We start from the raw sequence: 17,415 nt of genomic DNA on the forward strand, positions 1-17,415 counted from the left end.
CATGACAGCACGCCTCCTGCGTTGTGTCCAGTGCATGACCAAACGGCGTAGGAGGACGCGGTGAGAGTCAGCCTGAAGGACGTGGCCGAGCGGGCGGGCGTGTCGGTGAAGACCGTCTCGAACGTGGTCAACAACTATCCGCACGTCACGCCGACGATGCGGGCGCGGGTGCAGCAGGCCATCGACGAACTCGGCTACCGCCCCAACCTGACCGCCCGCCACCTGCGCAAAGGCCGAACGGGCATCATCGCGCTCGCCGTGCCCGAGTTGGGCAACCCCTACTTCGCCGAGCTTGCAGGACACGTCATCGACGAGGCCGCGCGGCACGACTTCACCGTCCTGCTCGACCACACCCAGGGCCGGCGCGAGCTGGAGCTGCTGGTCTGCCAGGGCTTCCGCGCCCGGGTGATGGACGGGCTGATCCTCAGCCCGCTGGAACTGGAGACCGAGGACCTGCGCGGCCGGGCCGAGGAGACCCCGCTGGTGCTGCTCGGTGAGCGGCGCTACGACCTGCCGTACGACCACATTGCGATCGACAACATCGCCGCCGCCCGGCAGGCGGTCGGCCATCTGCTGGACCTCGGCCGGCGCCGGATCGCGTTCCTCGGCGCCCGCGAGGACCGCGCGCAACAGCCCGCTCATCTGCGGCTTCTCGGCTGGCGGGCGGAGCTGGCGGACCGCGGGGTGCCGGTCGACGAGGCGCTGGTGGCGTACACCGAGGGCTGGGAGCGGGCGGACGGTGCGGTGGCCATGGCGCGGCTGCTGGACTCCGGGCAGCGGCCGGACGCGGTCTTCGCCTACAACGACCTGATCGCCATCGGCGCGATGCGGGTGATGTCCGAACGGGGGCTGCGGGTGCCGGAGGACGTGGCGGTCGTCGGCTTCGACGACATCACCGAGAGCCGCTACGGCGCCGTCACGCTGACCACCATCGCGCCGGACAAGCAGACCATCGCCAGGCTCGCGGTGGAGTCGGTGTTCAAGCGCCTCGACGCCGCCCACGGCGACGGCGGCGTGCCGGAGTCGCAGGAGATGAACCCCGCGTTCTCGCTGGTGGAGCGGGAGAGTACGCGCGGTCGCGGGAGCCCCTGACCCGGCCGGAACGCGCCGCCCCGACCGGAGCGCGGGGCGGGTGCCTCGGGCTGCCCCGTGTCGCGCTGACGGGACGTCAACTTCCGTACGGGGCAAGGGGCGTGACGATCTTCGCCGGATGAATCCGTGCTGCGGGAGGTGTTTACAGCTCCCTTTCAACGATGTAAAACATCCTCTGATTCTTCCGGTCCCGCGCAGCGGCCCGGCCCTCGTACTCCACCGCAGAATCGGGGTATCACCATGAAGCCGCACGCCCGTACCGCCGCCAGAACCCTGCTCGCCGTCGCGCTCAGCGCGAGCCTCGCGCTCGCGGCCGGCTGCGCCAAGTCCGAGGACGACGACGAGGGGAGCACCGGCGCCGCCGGCTCCGAAGAGGCCAAGGGGAGCGAGCAGAAGGTCGCCGGGGCCTCGGGCCCGACCTGTGTGATCGGCGACTACGGCGCCGAGAAGACCGACCTCGCCGACGCCACCGTCGGCTTCTCGCAGTCCGAGAAGGAGGCCAACCCCTTCCGCATCGCCGAGACCGCCTCCATCAAGGCCGAGGCCGAGGAGCGCGGCGTCGAACTGCTCACCGCCAACGCCCAGTCGCAGTTCTCCAAGCAGATCAGCGACGTGCAGGACCTCATCGCCAAGGGCGCCGACCTGCTGGTCATCGCCCCGCTGAACTCCGACGGCTGGGACCCGGTACTGAAGTCCGCGGCGGACAAGAAGATCCCGATCGTCACCATCGACCGGAAGATCAACGCCGAGCCGTGCAAGGACTACGTGAGCTTCATCGGCTCCGACTTCACCGAGCAGGGCAAGCGGGCCGCCGACAAGATGATCGAGGCCACCGGCGGCAAGGGCGAGATCGCCATCCTTCTGGGCACGCCGGGCAACAACGTCACCACCGAGCGCACCAAGGGCTTCAAGGACCGTATCGCCGAGAAGGCCCCGGACCTGGAGGTCGTCTTCGAGCAGACCGGCGAGTTCGCCCGCGAGAAGGGCCAGCAGGTCACCGAGCAGCTCATCCAGTCCAACTCGGAGATCACCGGGATCTACGCCGAGAACGACGAGATGGGCCTCGGCGCCGTCAACGCCCTCAAGGGCGCGGGCAAGGAGCCCGGCGCGGTCAAGATCGTCACCATCGACGGCACCCGCAACGCCGTCCAGGGCATCGTCGACGGCTGGATCGACGCCGTCATCGAGTCCAACCCGCGCTTCGGCCCGCTGGCCTTCGAGACCCTCGACGCCTTCACCAAGGGCGAGGAGGTCGGCCAGGACATCGTCATCGAGGACACCGAGTACACCGCCGACAACGCCGAGTCCGACCTCGGCAAGGCGTACTGACGCCGATGGCCGCAGCGAACGAGCCGCCCGAGCGGCACGAGCCGGACGGACCCGCCGGGCCCGTCCGGCCCGCCGGCCCGCGCAAGGAGGACGGGGCCACCGGCCCGGCCGGCGCCGCGGAGCGCCCCGCCGGCCCCGGAGGCCCCGGCGTCCTCGCGGTACTCGACCTGACCAAGCGCTTCCCCGGCGTCCTCGCGCTCGACGGCGTCGACTTCACCGCCCGCGCCGGCGAGGTGCACGCCCTCGTCGGCGAGAACGGCGCCGGCAAGTCGACCCTCATCAAGGTCCTCACCGGCGTCTACCAGCCCGACGAGGGCGAGCTGTCCTACCGCGGCGAGCGGGCGTCCTTCGCCACCCCGCTCGCCGCCCAGCAGGCCGGCATCTCGACCATCTACCAGGAGGTCAACCTCATCCCGCTGATGAGCGTGGCCCGCAACCTCCTCCTCGGCCGCGAGCCGCGCCGCCGCGGCGGCCTCATCGACTTCGGCCGGATGCACCGCGAGTCGGAGCGCATGCTCCTCGACTACGGCGTCCGCGTCGACGTCCGCCGCCCGCTCGCCGAACTCGGCGTCGGCGCCCAGCAGATGGTGGCCCTGGCCCGCGCCGTCTCCGCGGCCGGCCGCACCGACGTCGTCGTCATGGACGAGCCCACCTCCTCCCTCGAACCCCGCGAGGTCGACACCCTCTTCGGCGTCATCGACCGGCTGCGCGGCGACGGCGTCGCGGTGGTCTATGTCAGCCACCGCCTCGACGAGCTGTACGCGGTCTGCGACGCCGTCACCGTGCTGCGCGACGGCCGCGTCGTGCACACCGGCCCGCTCGCCGGCCTCGACCGGCTCCGGCTGGTCTCCCTCATGCTCGGCCGGGAGATGGGCGAGGTGCGGGCCGAGGGGCTGACGAAGTTCTCGGGCGGCCACGACGACGGCACGGCAGCCGCGGAGCCGGTGCTGCGCGCCGAGGGCCTGACGCGCCGGCACGAACTGCACGACGTGTCCCTCGACGTACGCCCCGGCGAGGTCGTCGGCCTCGGCGGACTCCTGGGCTCGGGACGTACCGAGACCGCCAAGGCCATCGCCGGCGCCCTCCCGCTCGGCGCCGGCCGCGTCACCGTCGCGGGTGCGCCCGTACGCACCGGCTCCACGCCCGCCGCGATCCGCGCGGGCATCAGCCTGCTGCCGGAGGACCGCAAGTCGGAGGGCATCGTGCCGGGCCTCTCGGTCCGCGAGAACATCGCGCTGGCCGCGCTGCCGCGCATGTCCCGCTACGGGCTGGTCTCCGAGGCCCGTATCGACGCCGTCGTCGAGACGTTCGTCAGCCGGCTGCGCATCAAGGCCGCGAGCCCGCACCAGAAGGTCGGCGAGCTGTCCGGCGGCAACCAGCAGAAGGTGCTGCTGGCCCGCTGGCTCGCCATGCAGCCCAAGGTGCTGCTGCTGGACGAGCCGACGCGCGGCATCGACGTCGGCGCCAAGGCCGAGGTGCAGAAGCTCATCGACGAACTCGCCGAGGACGGCCTCGGCGTGCTGCTGATCTCCTCCGACGTGGAGGAGCTGATCGAGGGGTCCGACCGCGTGGTGGTGCTCAGGGACGGCGCCGTCGTCGGCGAGCTGACCGGCGACGACGTCACCGAGGACAGGCTGATGGAGGCCATCGCGGCCGCCGCGGAGCCGGGCGCGGACCCGGACCCGGCGCCGGGCGGGCCCGGTACGGAGGCGGACGGCCATGGCTGACCTCACGCTGCGGCGCGCGCTGCCCGCCGACCGCGAGCGGGTGCTGCGCTGGCTGCAGGAGTACGGCGTCTACGCCGGCGTCGCCCTCCTGCTGCTCGTCAACATCGCCTTCACCCCCAACTTCCTGTCCGCCGAGAACTTCCGCACCCAGGCCGTCCAGGTCGCCCCCGTCGTCATCGTCGCGCTCGGCATGGCGCTGGCCATCGGCAGCGAGGGCGTCGACCTGTCCGTCGGCTCGGTCATGGCCCTGTCCACCTCGCTGCTCGCGCTCTACATGGGGTACGGGCCGTGGGTGGCGCTGATCGTCGCCGTCGTCGGCGGGGCCGCGGTGGGCCTGGTGAACGGCTCGCTCATCGCGTTCATCGGGGTCCAGCCCATCGTCGCCACGCTCGCGCTGATGGTCGGCGTCCGAGGGCTGGCGCTCGTGCTGCTGCCGCAGCTGGAGGACATCCGCGACCCGGGCATGGCCACCCTCGGCTCCGGCGAGTTCGCCGGCGTGCCGTACGTGGTGCTGATCGCGGCGGCGCTCGCGGTCGTCGTCGGCTTCGTCGTACGCCGCACCACCTTCGGCCGGCAGCTGCTCGCCATCGGCGACAGCCGCCCCGCGGCCCAGCTCGCGGGGCTGCCGGTGCGCCGGGTGCTGATCGTGGTGTACGTCGTCTCCGGCGTGCTCGCCGCCGTCGCCGGGTTCCTGGCCACCGCCCGGCTGTCGGCCAGCGACCCCACCTCGCTGGGCAACCTGATGGAGCTGTCCGCCATCACCGCCGTCGTGGTCGGCGGCACACCGCTGACCGGCGGCCGGGTCCGTATCGGCGGCACGGTGGCCGGCGCGGTGCTGATCCAGCTGCTGACGGCCACCCTGATCAAGCACGACCTGGAGCCGTCGTGGACACAGATCGCCCAGGCCGTGGTGATCATCCTCGCCGTCTACGCCGCTAGGGAGAGGGGCAAGCGGTGACCGTTGTGAAAGACGAGACTGCGGCCGACCGGTTCGTCGCGTACGACGCCGACGACCCGGCCGGCTCCGGGCGCGGCGAGCGGCTGAGCGCGCTCGCGCAGCAGCACGGCGCGCTGGTCGCGCTGGTCGCCATCGCCGCCGTCGCCTCGCTGTCGTTCGACTCCTTCGCCACCACCGGCAACATCGAGAACATGGCGGTCTCCTCCGCCTTCCTCGCCATCGTCGCCCTCGGCATGACCTTCGTCATCGTCACCGGGGGCATCGACCTCTCCGTCGGCTCGGTGTTCGTGCTCGGCGGCGTGCTCGCCGCCTGGGGCTCGCGCCACGGCACCGTCGTGGCACTGCTCCTGCCACTCGCTGTCTGCGGGCTCTTCGGCCTGGTCAACGGGCTGCTCATCGCCCGGCTGCGGCTCGCGCCGTTCATCGTCACGCTCGCCGCCATGCTCGGCGCCCGCGGTGTGATGCTGGCGATCACCGACGAGGGCGCCGACACCTTCCTCGTCGCCGAGGGCTCGTTCTTCGCCGACCTCGGCCAGGGGAAGCTGCTCGGCATCGGCGTACCCGTGTGGATCACCGCGGCGCTGTTCGTCGCGGGCGGCGTCGTGCTACGCCGCACCCGCTTCGGCCAGCACGTCTACGCCGTCGGCGGCAATGAGGACGCGGCCGCGCTGATGGGCGCGCCCGTGGCCCGTACCAAGACGCTGGTCTACACCCTCAACGGGCTGCTCGCCGGCTTCGCCGGCGCGCTGAACGCCGCGTGGCTCGACTCCGGCGTGACCATCCTCGGCTACGGGATGGAGCTGGAGGCGATCGCCGCCGTCGTCATCGGCGGCACGCTGCTCTCCGGTGGGATGGGCTTCGTCGGCGGCTCGCTGGTCGGCGTGCTGCTGCTGAAGGTGATCCAGAACGTCATCAACCAGATCGGCTCGCTCGACTCCGCCTACCAGCAGGTCGTCAGCGGCGGCTTCCTGGTGGTCGTCGTCATCGCGCAGACCTGGCTCGCCCGGCGCCGCCGGGTGCCCTGACCGGCCGCCGGGCGACCGGGCGGGTTGGCCCGGCGGCCGTACGGCGGCCGGCCGCGGTCCCGAGCCGCGGCCGGCCGCACCCCCCCCCCGCACCGGTCTGGACCACTGCCGCCGCGCTGTTCCGCGGCAGCCTGGCTGACGTGCAACTTTCGTGTCCCTGGGAAGGATTGACGGCTGCCTGAGCACGTCGGTACGCCTGATACGCACCGCACGCGCATATCCTCGTCCTCCACCCAGCTGAGGAGCACCGTTGCCTGCCATCCCCGCCACCCGTCCGCGGGTGAACCTGCGAAGACGACCCTGGCCGACGGCAGCCGTCGCCGCCGCGCTGCTGCTGCCGCTGACCTCGGCGTCCCTCCCGGCCGCCGACTCCGCCGCCGACGACGACGACGGGGCGGCGCCCGCGACGCGGCAGGCGGCGTACGCCGCGGCGGCCGAGGAGTACGGCGTGCCGGAGAGCGTGCTGCTCGGCGTGTCGTACCTGGAGTCCCGCTGGGACACCCACGCCGGCGAGCCGAGCACCGACGGCGGCTTCGGCCCCATGCACCTGACCGACGCGCCCACCGTGCTCGCCGAGGACCACCACGGCGGCACCGCCGAGGACCCGCGCGGCGACACCGAACGGCCCGTCGGCGACGAGCGGTTCGGCCCGGCGCTCACCACGCTGTACGCCGCCGCCGAGCTGACCGGCACCGACGCGGCGACGCTGCGCGCGAAGCCGGCCGAGAACATCGCCGGCGGCGCCGCGCTGCTGGCCGCGTACCAGGAGGACCTCGGCGCGCCGGCCTCGGCCGACCCCGCCGACTGGTACGGCGCGGTCGCGACGTACGCGGGCGCCGCGTACGAGCAGGACGCGGCGACGTTCGCCGACGAGGTGTACGCCACCCTCGCGAGCGGCGCCGCCCGCACCACCGACGACGGCCACGCCGTCCGGCTCGCCGCCGACCCGTCCGTCGCGCCGCGGAAGCGGTGGCTCGGCGAACTCGGCCTGCCGCGGCTGGCGAACGAGGACGTGGAGTGCCCGGAGACGCTCGGCTGCGAGTGGATCCCGGCGACGTACCGGCAGACGAACCCCGACGACATCGAGGCGTACGTCAATCACGACAAGGCGAACCGGCCGCGCGACCAGAAGATCGAGTACATCGTCGTCCACGACACCGAGGGCCGCTACCCCGGCGTCATCAACATGGTCCAGGACCCCACCCGCGCGGCCAGCTGGCAGTACACGCTGCGCAGTTCGGACGGCCACGTCGCACAGCACGTCAAGCACAAGGACGTCGCCTGGCAGGCCGGCAACTGGAACATCAACGCCAAGTCCATCGGGCTGGAGCACGAGGGCTTCGCCAAGGACCAGGGCACCTGGTACACCGAGGCGATGATGCGCAGTTCGGCCACCCTCGTGCGCTACCTGGCGGCGACGTACGACATCCCGCTGGACCGCACGCACATCATCGGCCACGACAACGTGCCCGGCACCACCACGCCGAACATCCCCGGCATGCACTGGGACCCGGGCCCCTACTGGGACTGGGAGCGCTACTTCGAGCTGCTGAAGGCCCCGCTGCGCACCCCGGGCGGCGCCGACGAGTCGCTGGTGATGATCAAGCCCGACTTCGCGGACAACCGGCCGCGGTTCACCGGCTGCAGCTACGAGTCCGGCTCCGACCCGAAGGAGCCGTGCCCGCTCGCGCCCTCGTCGTCGGTGATCCTGCACGCGCGGCCCGACGCGGACTCCCCGCTGCTGGTCGACATCGGTCTGCACCCCGACGGCCGGGCGTCCGACATGCACGTCTCCGACGTCGGCAGCCGGGCCTCGGCCGGGCAGCGGTACGCGGTCGCCGAGCGCAGGGACGACTGGGTGGCGATCTGGTACCACGGCCTGAAGGGCTGGTTCCACAACCCCGCGGGTGAGCGGGTCGCCGAGTTCACCGCCGGGAAGATCGTCACGCCGAAGCGGGGCAAGGACGCGGTCCCGGTCTACGGCCGCGCGTACCCGGAGGAGGCGGCGTACCCGCCGGAGATCCCGTACCAGCCGATCTCGGCGCACCCGTACGAGTTCAAGGCGGGCCAGGCGTACTCCTACGGAGGCACGGTGCCCGGCGAGTACTACCGCTCCGTGTCCTTCGACGGCTCCGCGCCGGGCGACCGCACGGTGGTCCGCGGCGAGACGAAGTACCACATCATCCAGATCGGGCACCGCATCGGCTTCGTCAAGGCCGATGACGTGAACGTGCGCCGGGTCTACTGACCCGCCACGCGCCGCGGCGCCGCCGGTCCATGTCCGGCGGCGCCGTTCGCGTGCCCGGGGAGCGTCGGTCGCGGTCCATGCGGTCGCCGGGGGCGATCCGGCCGTCCGGTCGAAGCCGCCTCGCGGACTCCTCATTGCGCCGCGCGCCGATCATGGGATGTAATTGCAATTGGCTCGCAATTACATCCGGCATTCAACAGGGGAGTGGGCATGGCAGTCCGCGGCATACGCGCAGCGGTCTCGGGCACGGCGGCAGCGGCGGTGCTCGCGGGAGCCGCCGCCTGCTCGAACCCGGACGCGGACGACGACTCCGGCGCCGCCGGCGAGGACGGCGCCGCCGTGGTCGTCGGCGTCGCCGACGAGCCCGAGACCCTCAGCCCGCTGCTCGGCTACGGCAAGGACGGCAACTCCAAGCTCTTCGACGGCCTCCTCGCCCGCAACGGCGACATGGAGCTGCGCCCCGCCCTCGCCCGCGCGCTGCCCGAGATCACCGACGACGGCACCACGTACACGTACAAGCTGCGCGACGGCGTGACGTTCAGCGACGGCGAGCCCTTCACCGCCGCCGACGTCGTCTTCACCTACGAGACCATCCTCGACCCCGCCACCAACAACGTCTCCAAGGGCGACCTGGAAGCCGTCGAGAGCGTCGAGGCCCAGGGCGACGACACGGTCGTCTTCCGCCTCAAGTACCCCTACGCCCCCTTCGCCGAGCGCACCGTGCTGCCCATCGCGCCCGAGCACGTCGCCGGTAAGGGCGACGTCAACACCGGCGCGTTCAACACCGAGCCCGTCGGCACCGGCCCGTACGTCCTCGACAGCTGGCGCAAGGGGGAGAAGCTCACCTTCTCCGCCAACCCCGGCTACTGGGGCGGCAGGCCGAAGGTGAAGAAGCTGACCATGGCGATCATCGCCGACGACGACATCCGCGCCACCCGGCTGCGCTCCGGCGACCTCGACGGCGCCATCCTGCCGCCGAACCTCGCCACGACGTTCGCCGAGGACGACGACAAGCAGACCCTCGCCGCCACCAGCGCCGACCACCGCGCCGTCACCCTGCCCACCGACGACCCCGTCACCGGCGACATCGCCGTCCGCCGCGCCCTCGACGTGGCGGTCGACCGCGACGTCATGGTCGACAAGCTGCTGGAGGGCCGGGGCAAGGCCGCGTACGGGCCCGTGCCCACCGACAGCGAGTGGTTCGCCAAGGGCACCGAGCGCCCGTACGACACGGAGCAGGCCGAGAAGATCCTCGACGACGCCGGCTGGCACCCCGGCGACGGCGGCATCCGGGAGAAGGACGGGCAGCGCGCCTCGTTCACGCTCTACTACCCCTCCGGCGACAAGCTCCGCCAGGAGCTCGCCCTCGCCTTCGCCGGCGACGCCAAGAAAGTCGGCATCGAGGCCAGGGTGGAGAGCGGCACCTGGGAGGTCATCGAACCGCGGATGAGCAAGGACGCCGTGCTCGCCGGCGGCGGCAGCCCCGCCGACCCCGACTTCGACCTCTACCCGATGCTCCACTCCGAGCTGGCCGGCCAGGGCTTCAACAACATGGCCTCGTACGAGAACCCGGACGTCGACGCCGCCCTCGCCGAGGGCCGGGAGAGCGGCGGCAAGGCCGAGCGCAAGCGGGCGTACGACAAGGTCCAGCAGGAACTCGCGGAGAACCCGGGCTACGTCTTCCTCACCCACATCGACCACATCTACGTCATCGCCGACACCTGGCGCGGCCTGACCACCCAGATCGAGCCGCACGAGCACGGCTTCGGCAGCGGCCCGTGGTGGAACGCCGAGAGCTGGCAACCCGCGCCGTGACCGGGCCGCCCCTCGCCCCGATGGCGCGGATGGCCGGGCGGCGGCTGCTGTACGCCGTCCCCGTCCTGCTGGCCGTCACCTTCGGGGTCTTCGCCATCGCCGCCGCCTCGCCGTTCGACCCGGTGAACGCGTACGCGGGCACCGCCGGCTTCAGCGCCTCCCAGGAGGCGCTGGACCAGCTCCGCGACAGCCTCGGCGCCGACGAGCCGTTCGTCACCCGCTGGTGGGACTGGCTCACCGCCGCGGTCACCGGCGACCTCGGCGAGTCGACCAGCATGCGCCAGCCCGTCGCCGACGTCATCGGCGAGCGCATCGGCTGGACGGTGCTCCTGTGCGCGGTCGCGTTCGCCGCCGCCATCGTCGGCGGCACGCTCCTCGGCGTCCTCGCCGCCCGCCGCCGCGGCGGGATGCTGGACCGGGCCGTCACCTCCGTCGCGTACGCGCTGGAGGCGACGCCGCCGTTCTGGCTCGGGCTGCTCGCCGTCTGGCTGTTCGCGCTCCAGCTCGACGCGCTGCCGGCCGGCGGGCTCACCGACACCGGCACGGACGTCGTCACGTTCGGGCAGGTCGCCGAGCACGTGGCGCTGCCAGCGGCGGTGCTCGCCGTCTCGCAGCTGCCGTGGTTCGTGCTCTACGTCCGCCAGGGCGTCGGCGACGCGCTGGACGAGGACCCCGTGCGCGGCGCCCGCTCCCGCGGGCTCGCCGAGCGCACCGTGCTGCTGGGGCACGCGCTGCGCTCCGGGCTGCTGCCCGTGGCCACGCTGATCGGCACCCGGGTACCGGAGCTGATCACCGGCGCGCTGCTCATCGAGACCGTCTTCAGCTGGCCCGGGATCGCCGCGGCCACCGTCGGGGCCGCCACGTCCGTGGACTTCCCGCTGCTCGCCGCGCTCACCGTGCTGGCGACGGCGGCGGTCCTCGTCGGCAACCTGCTGTCGGACCTGCTGTACGGGCTCGCCGACCCGAGGGTGGGGTTCGATGGCTGAGACCCCCGAGGCGGCGGTGAAAACGGCCGGGCCCGACGGACCGTCGGCCGCGCCCCGTTGGCGCACCCGCGGCACCGGCCGGAAGTCGGTGCGCACGCTGCGCGTACGCACCTCGGCCGCGGTGGTCGCGCTCGCCGTCCTCGCGGTGCTCGTCGTACCGCCGCTGGTCCAACTCGACCAGCAGGCCGTCGACCTCGCCGACAAGCTCGCCGCGCCGTCCCCCGCGCATCCCTTCGGCACCGACGACGTCGGCCGCGACGTGCTGCTGCGCTGCGTCTACGGGCTGCGCGTCTCGCTGCTCGTCGGCGTGGTCGCCGCGCTCGTCGCCACCGTCGTCGGCACCGCCGTCGGGGCGCTTGCTGGCGCACTCGGCGGGCACGTCGACCGGGCCGTGATGCGGCTCGTGGACGTCTTCGCCTCCGTACCGCACCTGCTGCTCGGCATCTTCATCGTCGCCCTGTTCCGGCCCGGGGTCTGGCCGGTCGTCGCCTCCGTGGGCCTGACGCACTGGGTGTCGACCTGCCGCATCGTGCGCGCCGAGGTGCTGTCGCTGCGCGGCCGGCCGTTCGTGGACGCCGCCGTCTCCGGCGGCGCCTCGCGCACCCGGGTCGCGGTCCGCCACCTCGTGCCCGGGGTGCTGCCGCAGGCCGGTCTCGCGGCGGTGCTGATGGTGCCGCACGCCATCTGGCACGAGTCGGCGCTGTCGTTCCTCGGCCTCGGGCTGCCACCGCACCAGGCGAGCCTGGGCGCGATGGTGCAGGGCGCGCGGGGCGCGCTGCTGGCGGGGGACTGGTGGCCGACGCTCTTCCCCGGCCTTTTCATCATCATTCCGACCCTCGCCGTCGCGGGCCTCGCGGGCGCTTGGCGCGACCGGTTGAACCCGCGCCGCCGATCGGAGCTGACGCTTTGAACCCTCCCCCAGCCGAAGCAGGGGATTCCTGGCTCAGGAAGCCCCGCAGGTCAGCGACCTGAGAGGGCTTACTCCCTCAACACCAGCCGGGACGGAACCTGCCCGGTTTGGCACTGAATACTTGGAGGTGCATGTGCTGTCTTGGTTCTCGATCAGCACGAGCGGGAGGCTTGGCTCTCGCAACCCGCTTTCCAGACGCTACCAGACGCCGAATTACCCTGGCGGCGATTCAGCCCCGCCGCTGCTCGCCCTCGACCGGATGTCGGTCCGCTTCCGCATGCGCCGCGGCCGGTACGTCGCCGCCGTCACCGACGTCTCCCTTTCCCTCGCCCCCGGCGAGTGCGTGGCGCTCGTCGGCGAAAGCGGCTGCGGCAAGTCCGTGCTCGCCTCGGCGCTCCTCGGGCTGCTGCCGGAGAACGCCGAGACCGCGGGCACCGCGCACCTCGGCGAGCTGGAACTGCTCGGCGCCGGCGAGGCGGAGCTGGCCCGCCGGGTACGGGGCCGCCGGGTCGGCCTCATCCCGCAGTCCCCGGCCGCGCACCTCACGCCCGTACGGACCGTGCGCTCCCAGCTCCAGGAGGTCGTCCGGGAGCTGACCGACACCCGCAAGTCCGGGCTGCGGGCCGCCGCCGAGGAGGCCGCGGCGCGGGCCGCGTTCCCCGCCGGCCACCTCGACCGCTACCCGCACGAGCTGTCCGGCGGCCTCGCCCAGCGTGCCGCCACCGCCCTCGCCCTCGTCGGCGGCCCGCCGCTGCTGCTGGCCGACGAGCCGACCACCGGCCTCGACCGCGACCTCGTCGAGCGCACGGTGGACGAGATGCGCCGTCAGGTCGACGCCGGGCACGGGCTCCTGATGATCACCCACGACCTGGCCGCCGCGGAGCGGATCGCGGACCGGGTGGCGGTGATGTACGCCGGGCGCATCGTCGAACTCGCCGACGCCGCCGGTTTCTTCGGTGCCCCCGGGCCCCGTCACCCGTACGCCCGCGGCCTCCTCGACGCCCTCCCGGAGCGCGGCTTCACGCCCGTCCCGGGCCTGCCGCCGGAGCTGGGCGCGCTGCCGCCCGGCTGCGCCTTCGCGCCACGGTGCACGTACGCCACGGCCGCCTGCGCGGCGGTGCCGGCGCTGACGGCGGGGGCGGCGTGCCACCACCCCGTGCCGGCCCCGGGCGCCGACCCGCTGCGCAAGCGGGAGCCGGCCGCCGATGAGGCGGGCCCCCAGTCCGAGTCCCAGCCCCGGCCGGAGCCCGGGTCGCGGCCGGAGCCGGGGAGGACCGGGGCGCGGCAGTCGCCGACGCGGCGGACCGGCGAACCCGGTCCGCCCCAGCAGCCGGAGTCCGTCGATGCCCGCTGAAGCCCCGTCCCCGCTGCAACTCCGCGCCGTCACCGCCGGATACGGCCGCCGCGCCCCCGTCGTACGCGACGTGTCCCTCACCCTCGCCCCCGGCGAGGCCGCCGGCCTCCTCGGCCCCAGCGGCTGCGGGAAGTCCACCCTCGCCCGCGTCGCCGCGCTGCTGCACCGCCCGGACGCCGGCGAGGTGCTGCTCGACGGCGAGCCCGTACGCGGCTGGCGCCACCGCGCGCCCCGCGACCAGCGCACCGCCTTCGGCGTCGTCTTCCAGCAGCCCCGCCTCGCCGCCGACCCGCGCCTGACCCTCGCCGCCCTGATCGCCGAGCCGCTGCGCGCCACCGGCCGCCGGGCCGAGGCCCCGGCCCGCACCGACGAGCTGGCCGCCCTCGTGGGGCTCACCCCCGACCTGCTCGCCCGCCGCCCCCACGAGGTCAGCGACGGCCAGCTCCAACGCGCCTGTCTCGCCCGCGCCCTGGCGCTCCGCCCCCGGATCCTGGTGTGCGACGAGATGACGGCGATGCTCGACGCCTCCACCACCGCGGCGCTGGTCGCAGCCGTCGAGGACTACCGCCGCGCCGCCGGCGCCGCGCTGCTCGCCGTGGGCCACGACCGGACGCTGCTGGAGCGCTGGTGCGACCGCACGGTCATGTGGGAGGACCTGGCGCCGGTGGCGAAGGCCGCGCCGAGTGGCTGATTACGTACGTACGCAAGTACGTGCGTACTGCACCCTTACGGACAGCCCAACCTGTCGGCCAGGTCCGTGAAGTCCGCCGCGGCCAGATCGCCCGGTACGTCCTCCGCCCGGTCCGCCCCGCCCGCCGGGCCCTTCTCCCGCGGGCGCGCCACGAACGCCGTCCGCAACCCCGCGCCGCGCGCGCCCGCCAGATCCCAGCCGTGGCAGGCCACCATCAGCAGCTCGCCGGGCTCGACGTCCAGCAGCCGCGCGGCCGTCAGATACGGCGACGGGTCCGGCTTGTAGCGCTGCGCCAGCTCGGCGGAGAGGATGCAGTCGAACGGCAGCCCGGCCGCCTTCACCAGGCGGGTCAGCAGCGCGAAGCCGCCGTTGGACAGCGCCGCCACCACGTACCGCCCGCGCAGCCGCGCCAGGCCCCGGGCCGCGTCCTCCCACGCCGGCAGCCGGTGCCAGGCGCGTACCAGCTCGGCCCGGGCGGCGTCGTCGAAGGCGGCGCCGACGCCGTGGCGTTCGAGCAGCTCGTCCAGCGACTCGCGGTGCAGCACGTCGAGGTACGCCCACGCCCGCTCGCCGCTGTTGACCCGGGCCATCGACGGCAGGTACATCTTCCGCCAGGCGTCCGCGAAGGCGCCGCCGTCCAGCTCGGCGCCGCACCGCCGCGCGACCTCGCTCACCTGCTCCGCGACGCCCGTGCGCCAGTCCACAGTGGTGCCGAAGATGTCGAACGCGACGGCCCGTACCGCCCCCGCGTCGGACTCCGCCTCCGTCACTGGCTTCCCGCCTTCCGTCCCACGCCGCCGAACTGGTCCACCGGCTCCGGCTCTTCTCCGTCCTCCTCCGGTCGCCACCGGGAGCACGACACGACGCCGGGCGCCACCAGCTCCAGCCCCGTGAAGAAACCTTCGATCTCCGCCGGGGTGCGCAGCACGTACGGCACCGCGCCGCTCCTGTTGTACGCGTCCTGCGCCCTCCCGGACTCCCGGTGCACCACGCCCGTCCCGTCGCTGAGCGCCAGGCAGCTGCGGGCCGGCAGCGCGTGGACGAGGTGGGCCACGATCGCGCGCGCCTCGTCGTAGTCCGCGACGTGCCCCACGATCCCGCTGAGGATCAGCCCGACCGGCTCGTCGAAGTCCAGCGTCTTCGACGCTCCGGCCAGCACCGCATGCGGCTCGTGCAGGTCGGCGCTCACGTAGTCGCAGGCCCCGCCGGGCCGGGAGACCAGCAGAGCGCGCGCGTGCGCGAGCACCATCGCGTCGTTGTCGACGTAGACGACCCGCGCCGACGAGTCCACCGCCTGCGCCACCTCATGCGTGTTCAGCGTGGTCGGCAGCCCGGCGCCGACGTCGATGAACTGGCGGATGCCGACCTCGGCCGCGAGGTGGCGGACGGCGCGGACCAGGAAGCCCCGGGAGGCGCGGGCGACGTCGACGATGCCGGGCGAGAGCCGCAGGTACGCCTCGCCCGCGAGCCGGTCGACGCGGTAGTTGTCGCTGCCGCCGAGCCAGAAGTTCCAGATACGCGCCGACTGCGGCACCGTGGCGTCGATCAGCGGCGCCCGCCCGCCGCCCTCTGTGTCCCCCATCAGAACTCTCCCGCCCGCCCGTCGCGCTGAAGCCACACAAAGTAGTCCAACCACCCGGGCACCGTAAGCGATCCGGCCACCCCGGCGACGGCGGCGTGGTCGCCGTACCCGCGTGCGGCGTGGAATCATCCAGGCTCATGAGGCTGGACGGAGTCGGGCGGCGCTACGGCAGGCGCGGGCCGTGGGTGCTGCGCGGGGTCGACCTGCGGGTGCCGGCGGGTGCGCTCCTACGCGTCGAAGGCGCCAACGGCGGCGGCAAGTCGACGCTGCTGCGGCTGCTGGCCGGTATCGACCTGCCCAGCGCGGGCCGGATCGCCGACCGGCCCGCGCGCACGGCGTACGTACCGGAGCGCTTCCCCGCCGCGCTGCCGCTGACGGCCCTCGGCTATCTGACGCACCTGGGCCGGGTGCAGGGGCTGCGCGGTGACCGGGCGCGGCGGCGGGCGGGGGAGTGGCTGGAGCGGTTCGGGGCGGGGGAGTCGGCGCGTACGCCGCTGGACGAGCTGTCGAAGGGCGGCAGCCAGAAGGTCGCGGTGGCGCAGGCGCTGCTCGCGGAGCCGGAGTTGCTGGTGCTCGACGAGGCGTGGACCGGGCTGGACGCGGGGGCGCGGGCGGAGCTGGACGCGGCGGTGGGGGAGCGGCTGGCGGCGGGCGGGGCGGTGGTGTTCGTCGACCACGACCCGCGGCGGCTGGCCCGGGTGCCGTACGCCGCCTACCGGGCCGGCGGCGGGCGGGTCGTCGCCCGGCCGGCGGGCGGCGGGCCCGCGGTGGTGGTCGAGGCGGTCGGACAGCCCGGCTCGCCCGGGCCGGCGGGCGAGCTGCCCGGGGCACCGCTGTGCGAGGAACTGCCCGGCGGCGGCTGCCGCTTCACGGTGCCCGCCGCGCACTCCGACGCCCTGCTGCGGGCGCTGCTCGACGCCCGCCCCGGCTGGCACATCCGCGGCGTGCAGCAGCTGGCGTACGAACCGGAGGAGGACCCCGCGCCATGACCGCCCTCGTGCGCTACCAACTCGCCCTGCTCGCCAGATCGCACCGCTGGCTCCCGCCGCTGCTGGTGTACGCGGCGGCCGTGGCCGTCGGCGTCCAGCCGGGGCAGGCGGTGCTGGACTCGCTCGGGGTGGCCGCCGCGGCGGTGCTGCCGGTCGCGGCGTGGCTGGTGCGGGTGTGCACCGGCGTGGAGCCGCCCGCCGCGCGGGCCTGTACGGCGGCGGCCGGTGGTCCGGGGCGGGCCCATCTGGCGAGCCTGGCCGCGGCGTTCGCGGCGGCGTACGCGCTGGGTGTCGCGGGCGTCGCCGTCGTCGTGGCCGTCAGCGACGCGCACGGCTCGGACGGCGCGTCGGACACCGCGGTCCCGGTCGCGGCGGCGACGGGGGCGGGGCTGCTGGCGACGCTGACGTGCGCGCTGCTGGGCACGGCGGTGGGTGCGCTGGGCAACCGGCCGCTGCTGCGCAGCCGGGCGTGGACGGTGCCGGCGACGCTCGCCGGCGCGGGGGCGGTGCTCGTGGCGGCCGGCTCCCCGGCGAACGCCGCGGTCTCCGGCCTGGTCACCGGCTCCCGCGCGGCGGAGGTGCCGCTGCCGCTGCTGCCCCTGGCGGGCGCCGCACTGGCGGCGGCGGCAACGGCGGCCCTGGCCGCGGCGCTGACCGCCCGCCGCTGACCGCCGGGCGGCGCGCACCGGTCCCGTGGGCACCGGGCGGG

General features: G+C 74.0%; 15 protein-coding genes. 13 read left to right on the plus strand and 2 right to left on the minus strand.

Going from position 1 to position 17,415, the window contains the following annotated elements; genetic code table 11:
* Positions 1-60 precede the first annotated feature (60 nt).
* The 11 genes from T328_RS04680 (at position 61) to T328_RS04730 (ending at position 14,135) form a co-directional block, all read left to right on the plus strand.
* On the plus strand, positions 61-1,092 hold the full coding sequence (locus T328_RS04680; RefSeq protein ID WP_496494558.1) for a LacI family DNA-binding transcriptional regulator: 1,032 nt from the start codon (positions 61-63) through the stop codon (positions 1,090-1,092).
* Positions 1,093-1,332: 240 nt separating this feature from the next.
* Positions 1,333-2,421, plus strand: a complete 1,089-nt coding sequence (locus T328_RS04685) for an ABC transporter substrate-binding protein (RefSeq protein WP_496494559.1) — start codon at positions 1,333-1,335, stop codon at positions 2,419-2,421.
* 5 nt (positions 2,422-2,426) lie between these two features.
* Entirely contained in the window at positions 2,427-4,148 is a 1,722-nt protein-coding gene (locus T328_RS04690; protein ID WP_496494560.1) for a sugar ABC transporter ATP-binding protein, read from the plus strand.
* Positions 4,141-5,106: an ABC transporter permease gene (locus T328_RS04695; RefSeq protein ID WP_496494561.1), complete on the plus strand. Its 966-nt coding sequence runs from the start codon at positions 4,141-4,143 to the stop codon at positions 5,104-5,106. The genes T328_RS04690 and T328_RS04695 overlap by 8 nt, the downstream gene beginning before the upstream one ends.
* On the plus strand, positions 5,103-6,131 hold the full coding sequence (locus T328_RS04700; protein WP_496494562.1) for an ABC transporter permease: 1,029 nt from the start codon (positions 5,103-5,105) through the stop codon (positions 6,129-6,131). Before T328_RS04695 ends, T328_RS04700 begins: the two co-directional genes overlap by 4 nt.
* Positions 6,132-6,381: 250 nt before the next feature.
* Positions 6,382-8,379, plus strand: coding sequence for an N-acetylmuramoyl-L-alanine amidase (locus T328_RS04705; RefSeq protein ID WP_496494563.1), 1,998 nt, complete (start codon positions 6,382-6,384; stop codon positions 8,377-8,379).
* 210 nt (positions 8,380-8,589) lie between these two features.
* Positions 8,590-10,194 (plus strand): ABC transporter substrate-binding protein, encoded by a 1,605-nt coding sequence (locus T328_RS04710; RefSeq protein ID WP_496494564.1) that lies wholly within the window; start codon positions 8,590-8,592, stop codon positions 10,192-10,194.
* Positions 10,195-10,214: 20 nt separating this feature from the next.
* On the plus strand, positions 10,215-11,180 hold the full coding sequence (locus T328_RS04715; RefSeq protein WP_496494895.1) for an ABC transporter permease: 966 nt from the start codon (positions 10,215-10,217) through the stop codon (positions 11,178-11,180).
* Positions 11,173-12,090, plus strand: a complete 918-nt coding sequence (locus T328_RS04720) for an ABC transporter permease (RefSeq protein ID WP_496494565.1) — start codon at positions 11,173-11,175, stop codon at positions 12,088-12,090. The genes T328_RS04715 and T328_RS04720 overlap by 8 nt, the downstream gene beginning before the upstream one ends.
* A gap of 259 nt (positions 12,091-12,349) precedes the next feature.
* Positions 12,350-13,444 (plus strand): oligopeptide/dipeptide ABC transporter ATP-binding protein, encoded by a 1,095-nt coding sequence (locus tag T328_RS04725; RefSeq protein ID WP_496494566.1) that lies wholly within the window; start codon positions 12,350-12,352, stop codon positions 13,442-13,444.
* Entirely contained in the window at positions 13,434-14,135 is a 702-nt protein-coding gene (locus tag T328_RS04730; RefSeq protein WP_496494567.1) for an ABC transporter ATP-binding protein, read from the plus strand. Before T328_RS04725 ends, T328_RS04730 begins: the two co-directional genes overlap by 11 nt.
* A gap of 35 nt (positions 14,136-14,170) precedes the next feature.
* Here T328_RS04730 and T328_RS04735 read toward each other — a convergent pair whose 3' ends face one another.
* Together T328_RS04735 and T328_RS04740 are read right to left on the minus strand one after the other, a co-directional pair.
* On the minus strand, positions 14,171-14,905 hold the full coding sequence (locus T328_RS04735) for a haloacid dehalogenase type II (RefSeq protein ID WP_496494568.1): 735 nt from the start codon (positions 14,903-14,905) through the stop codon (positions 14,171-14,173).
* Positions 14,902-15,717, minus strand: a complete 816-nt coding sequence (locus T328_RS04740; protein ID WP_496494569.1) for an SAM-dependent methyltransferase — start codon at positions 15,715-15,717, stop codon at positions 14,902-14,904. Before T328_RS04740 ends, T328_RS04735 begins: the two co-directional genes overlap by 4 nt.
* Before the next feature lie 137 nt (positions 15,718-15,854).
* Between T328_RS04740 and T328_RS04745 the strand changes: the two genes are divergently transcribed.
* A complete protein-coding gene (locus T328_RS04745) occupies positions 15,855-16,706 on the plus strand; it encodes an ABC transporter ATP-binding protein (protein WP_496494570.1) in 852 nt (283 codons plus the stop codon).
* On the plus strand, positions 16,703-17,374 hold the full coding sequence (locus T328_RS04750) for an ABC transporter (RefSeq protein WP_496494571.1): 672 nt from the start codon (positions 16,703-16,705) through the stop codon (positions 17,372-17,374). Before T328_RS04745 ends, T328_RS04750 begins: the two co-directional genes overlap by 4 nt.
* Positions 17,375-17,415 lie beyond the last annotated feature (41 nt).

This window comes from Streptomyces sp. CNX435, assembly GCF_059570575.1.

Coding starts and splice junctions, on each gene's coding strand:
- T328_RS04685 (WP_496494559.1), top strand. CDS start 1,333: ATGAAGCCGCACGCCCGTACCGCCGCCAGAACCCTGCTCGCCGTCGCG.
- T328_RS04690 (WP_496494560.1), top strand. CDS start 2,427: ATGGCCGCAGCGAACGAGCCGCCCGAGCGGCACGAGCCGGACGGACCC.
- T328_RS04695 (WP_496494561.1), top strand. CDS start 4,141: ATGGCTGACCTCACGCTGCGGCGCGCGCTGCCCGCCGACCGCGAGCGG.
- T328_RS04710 (WP_496494564.1), top strand. CDS start 8,590: ATGGCAGTCCGCGGCATACGCGCAGCGGTCTCGGGCACGGCGGCAGCG.
- T328_RS04715 (WP_496494895.1), top strand. CDS start 10,215: ATGGCGCGGATGGCCGGGCGGCGGCTGCTGTACGCCGTCCCCGTCCTG.
- T328_RS04720 (WP_496494565.1), top strand. CDS start 11,173: ATGGCTGAGACCCCCGAGGCGGCGGTGAAAACGGCCGGGCCCGACGGA.
- T328_RS04725 (WP_496494566.1), top strand. CDS start 12,350: ATGTCGGTCCGCTTCCGCATGCGCCGCGGCCGGTACGTCGCCGCCGTC.
- T328_RS04730 (WP_496494567.1), top strand. CDS start 13,434: ATGCCCGCTGAAGCCCCGTCCCCGCTGCAACTCCGCGCCGTCACCGCC.
- T328_RS04740 (WP_496494569.1), bottom strand. CDS start 15,717: ATGGGGGACACAGAGGGCGGCGGGCGGGCGCCGCTGATCGACGCCACG.
- T328_RS04745 (WP_496494570.1), top strand. CDS start 15,855: ATGAGGCTGGACGGAGTCGGGCGGCGCTACGGCAGGCGCGGGCCGTGG.
- T328_RS04750 (WP_496494571.1), top strand. CDS start 16,703: ATGACCGCCCTCGTGCGCTACCAACTCGCCCTGCTCGCCAGATCGCAC.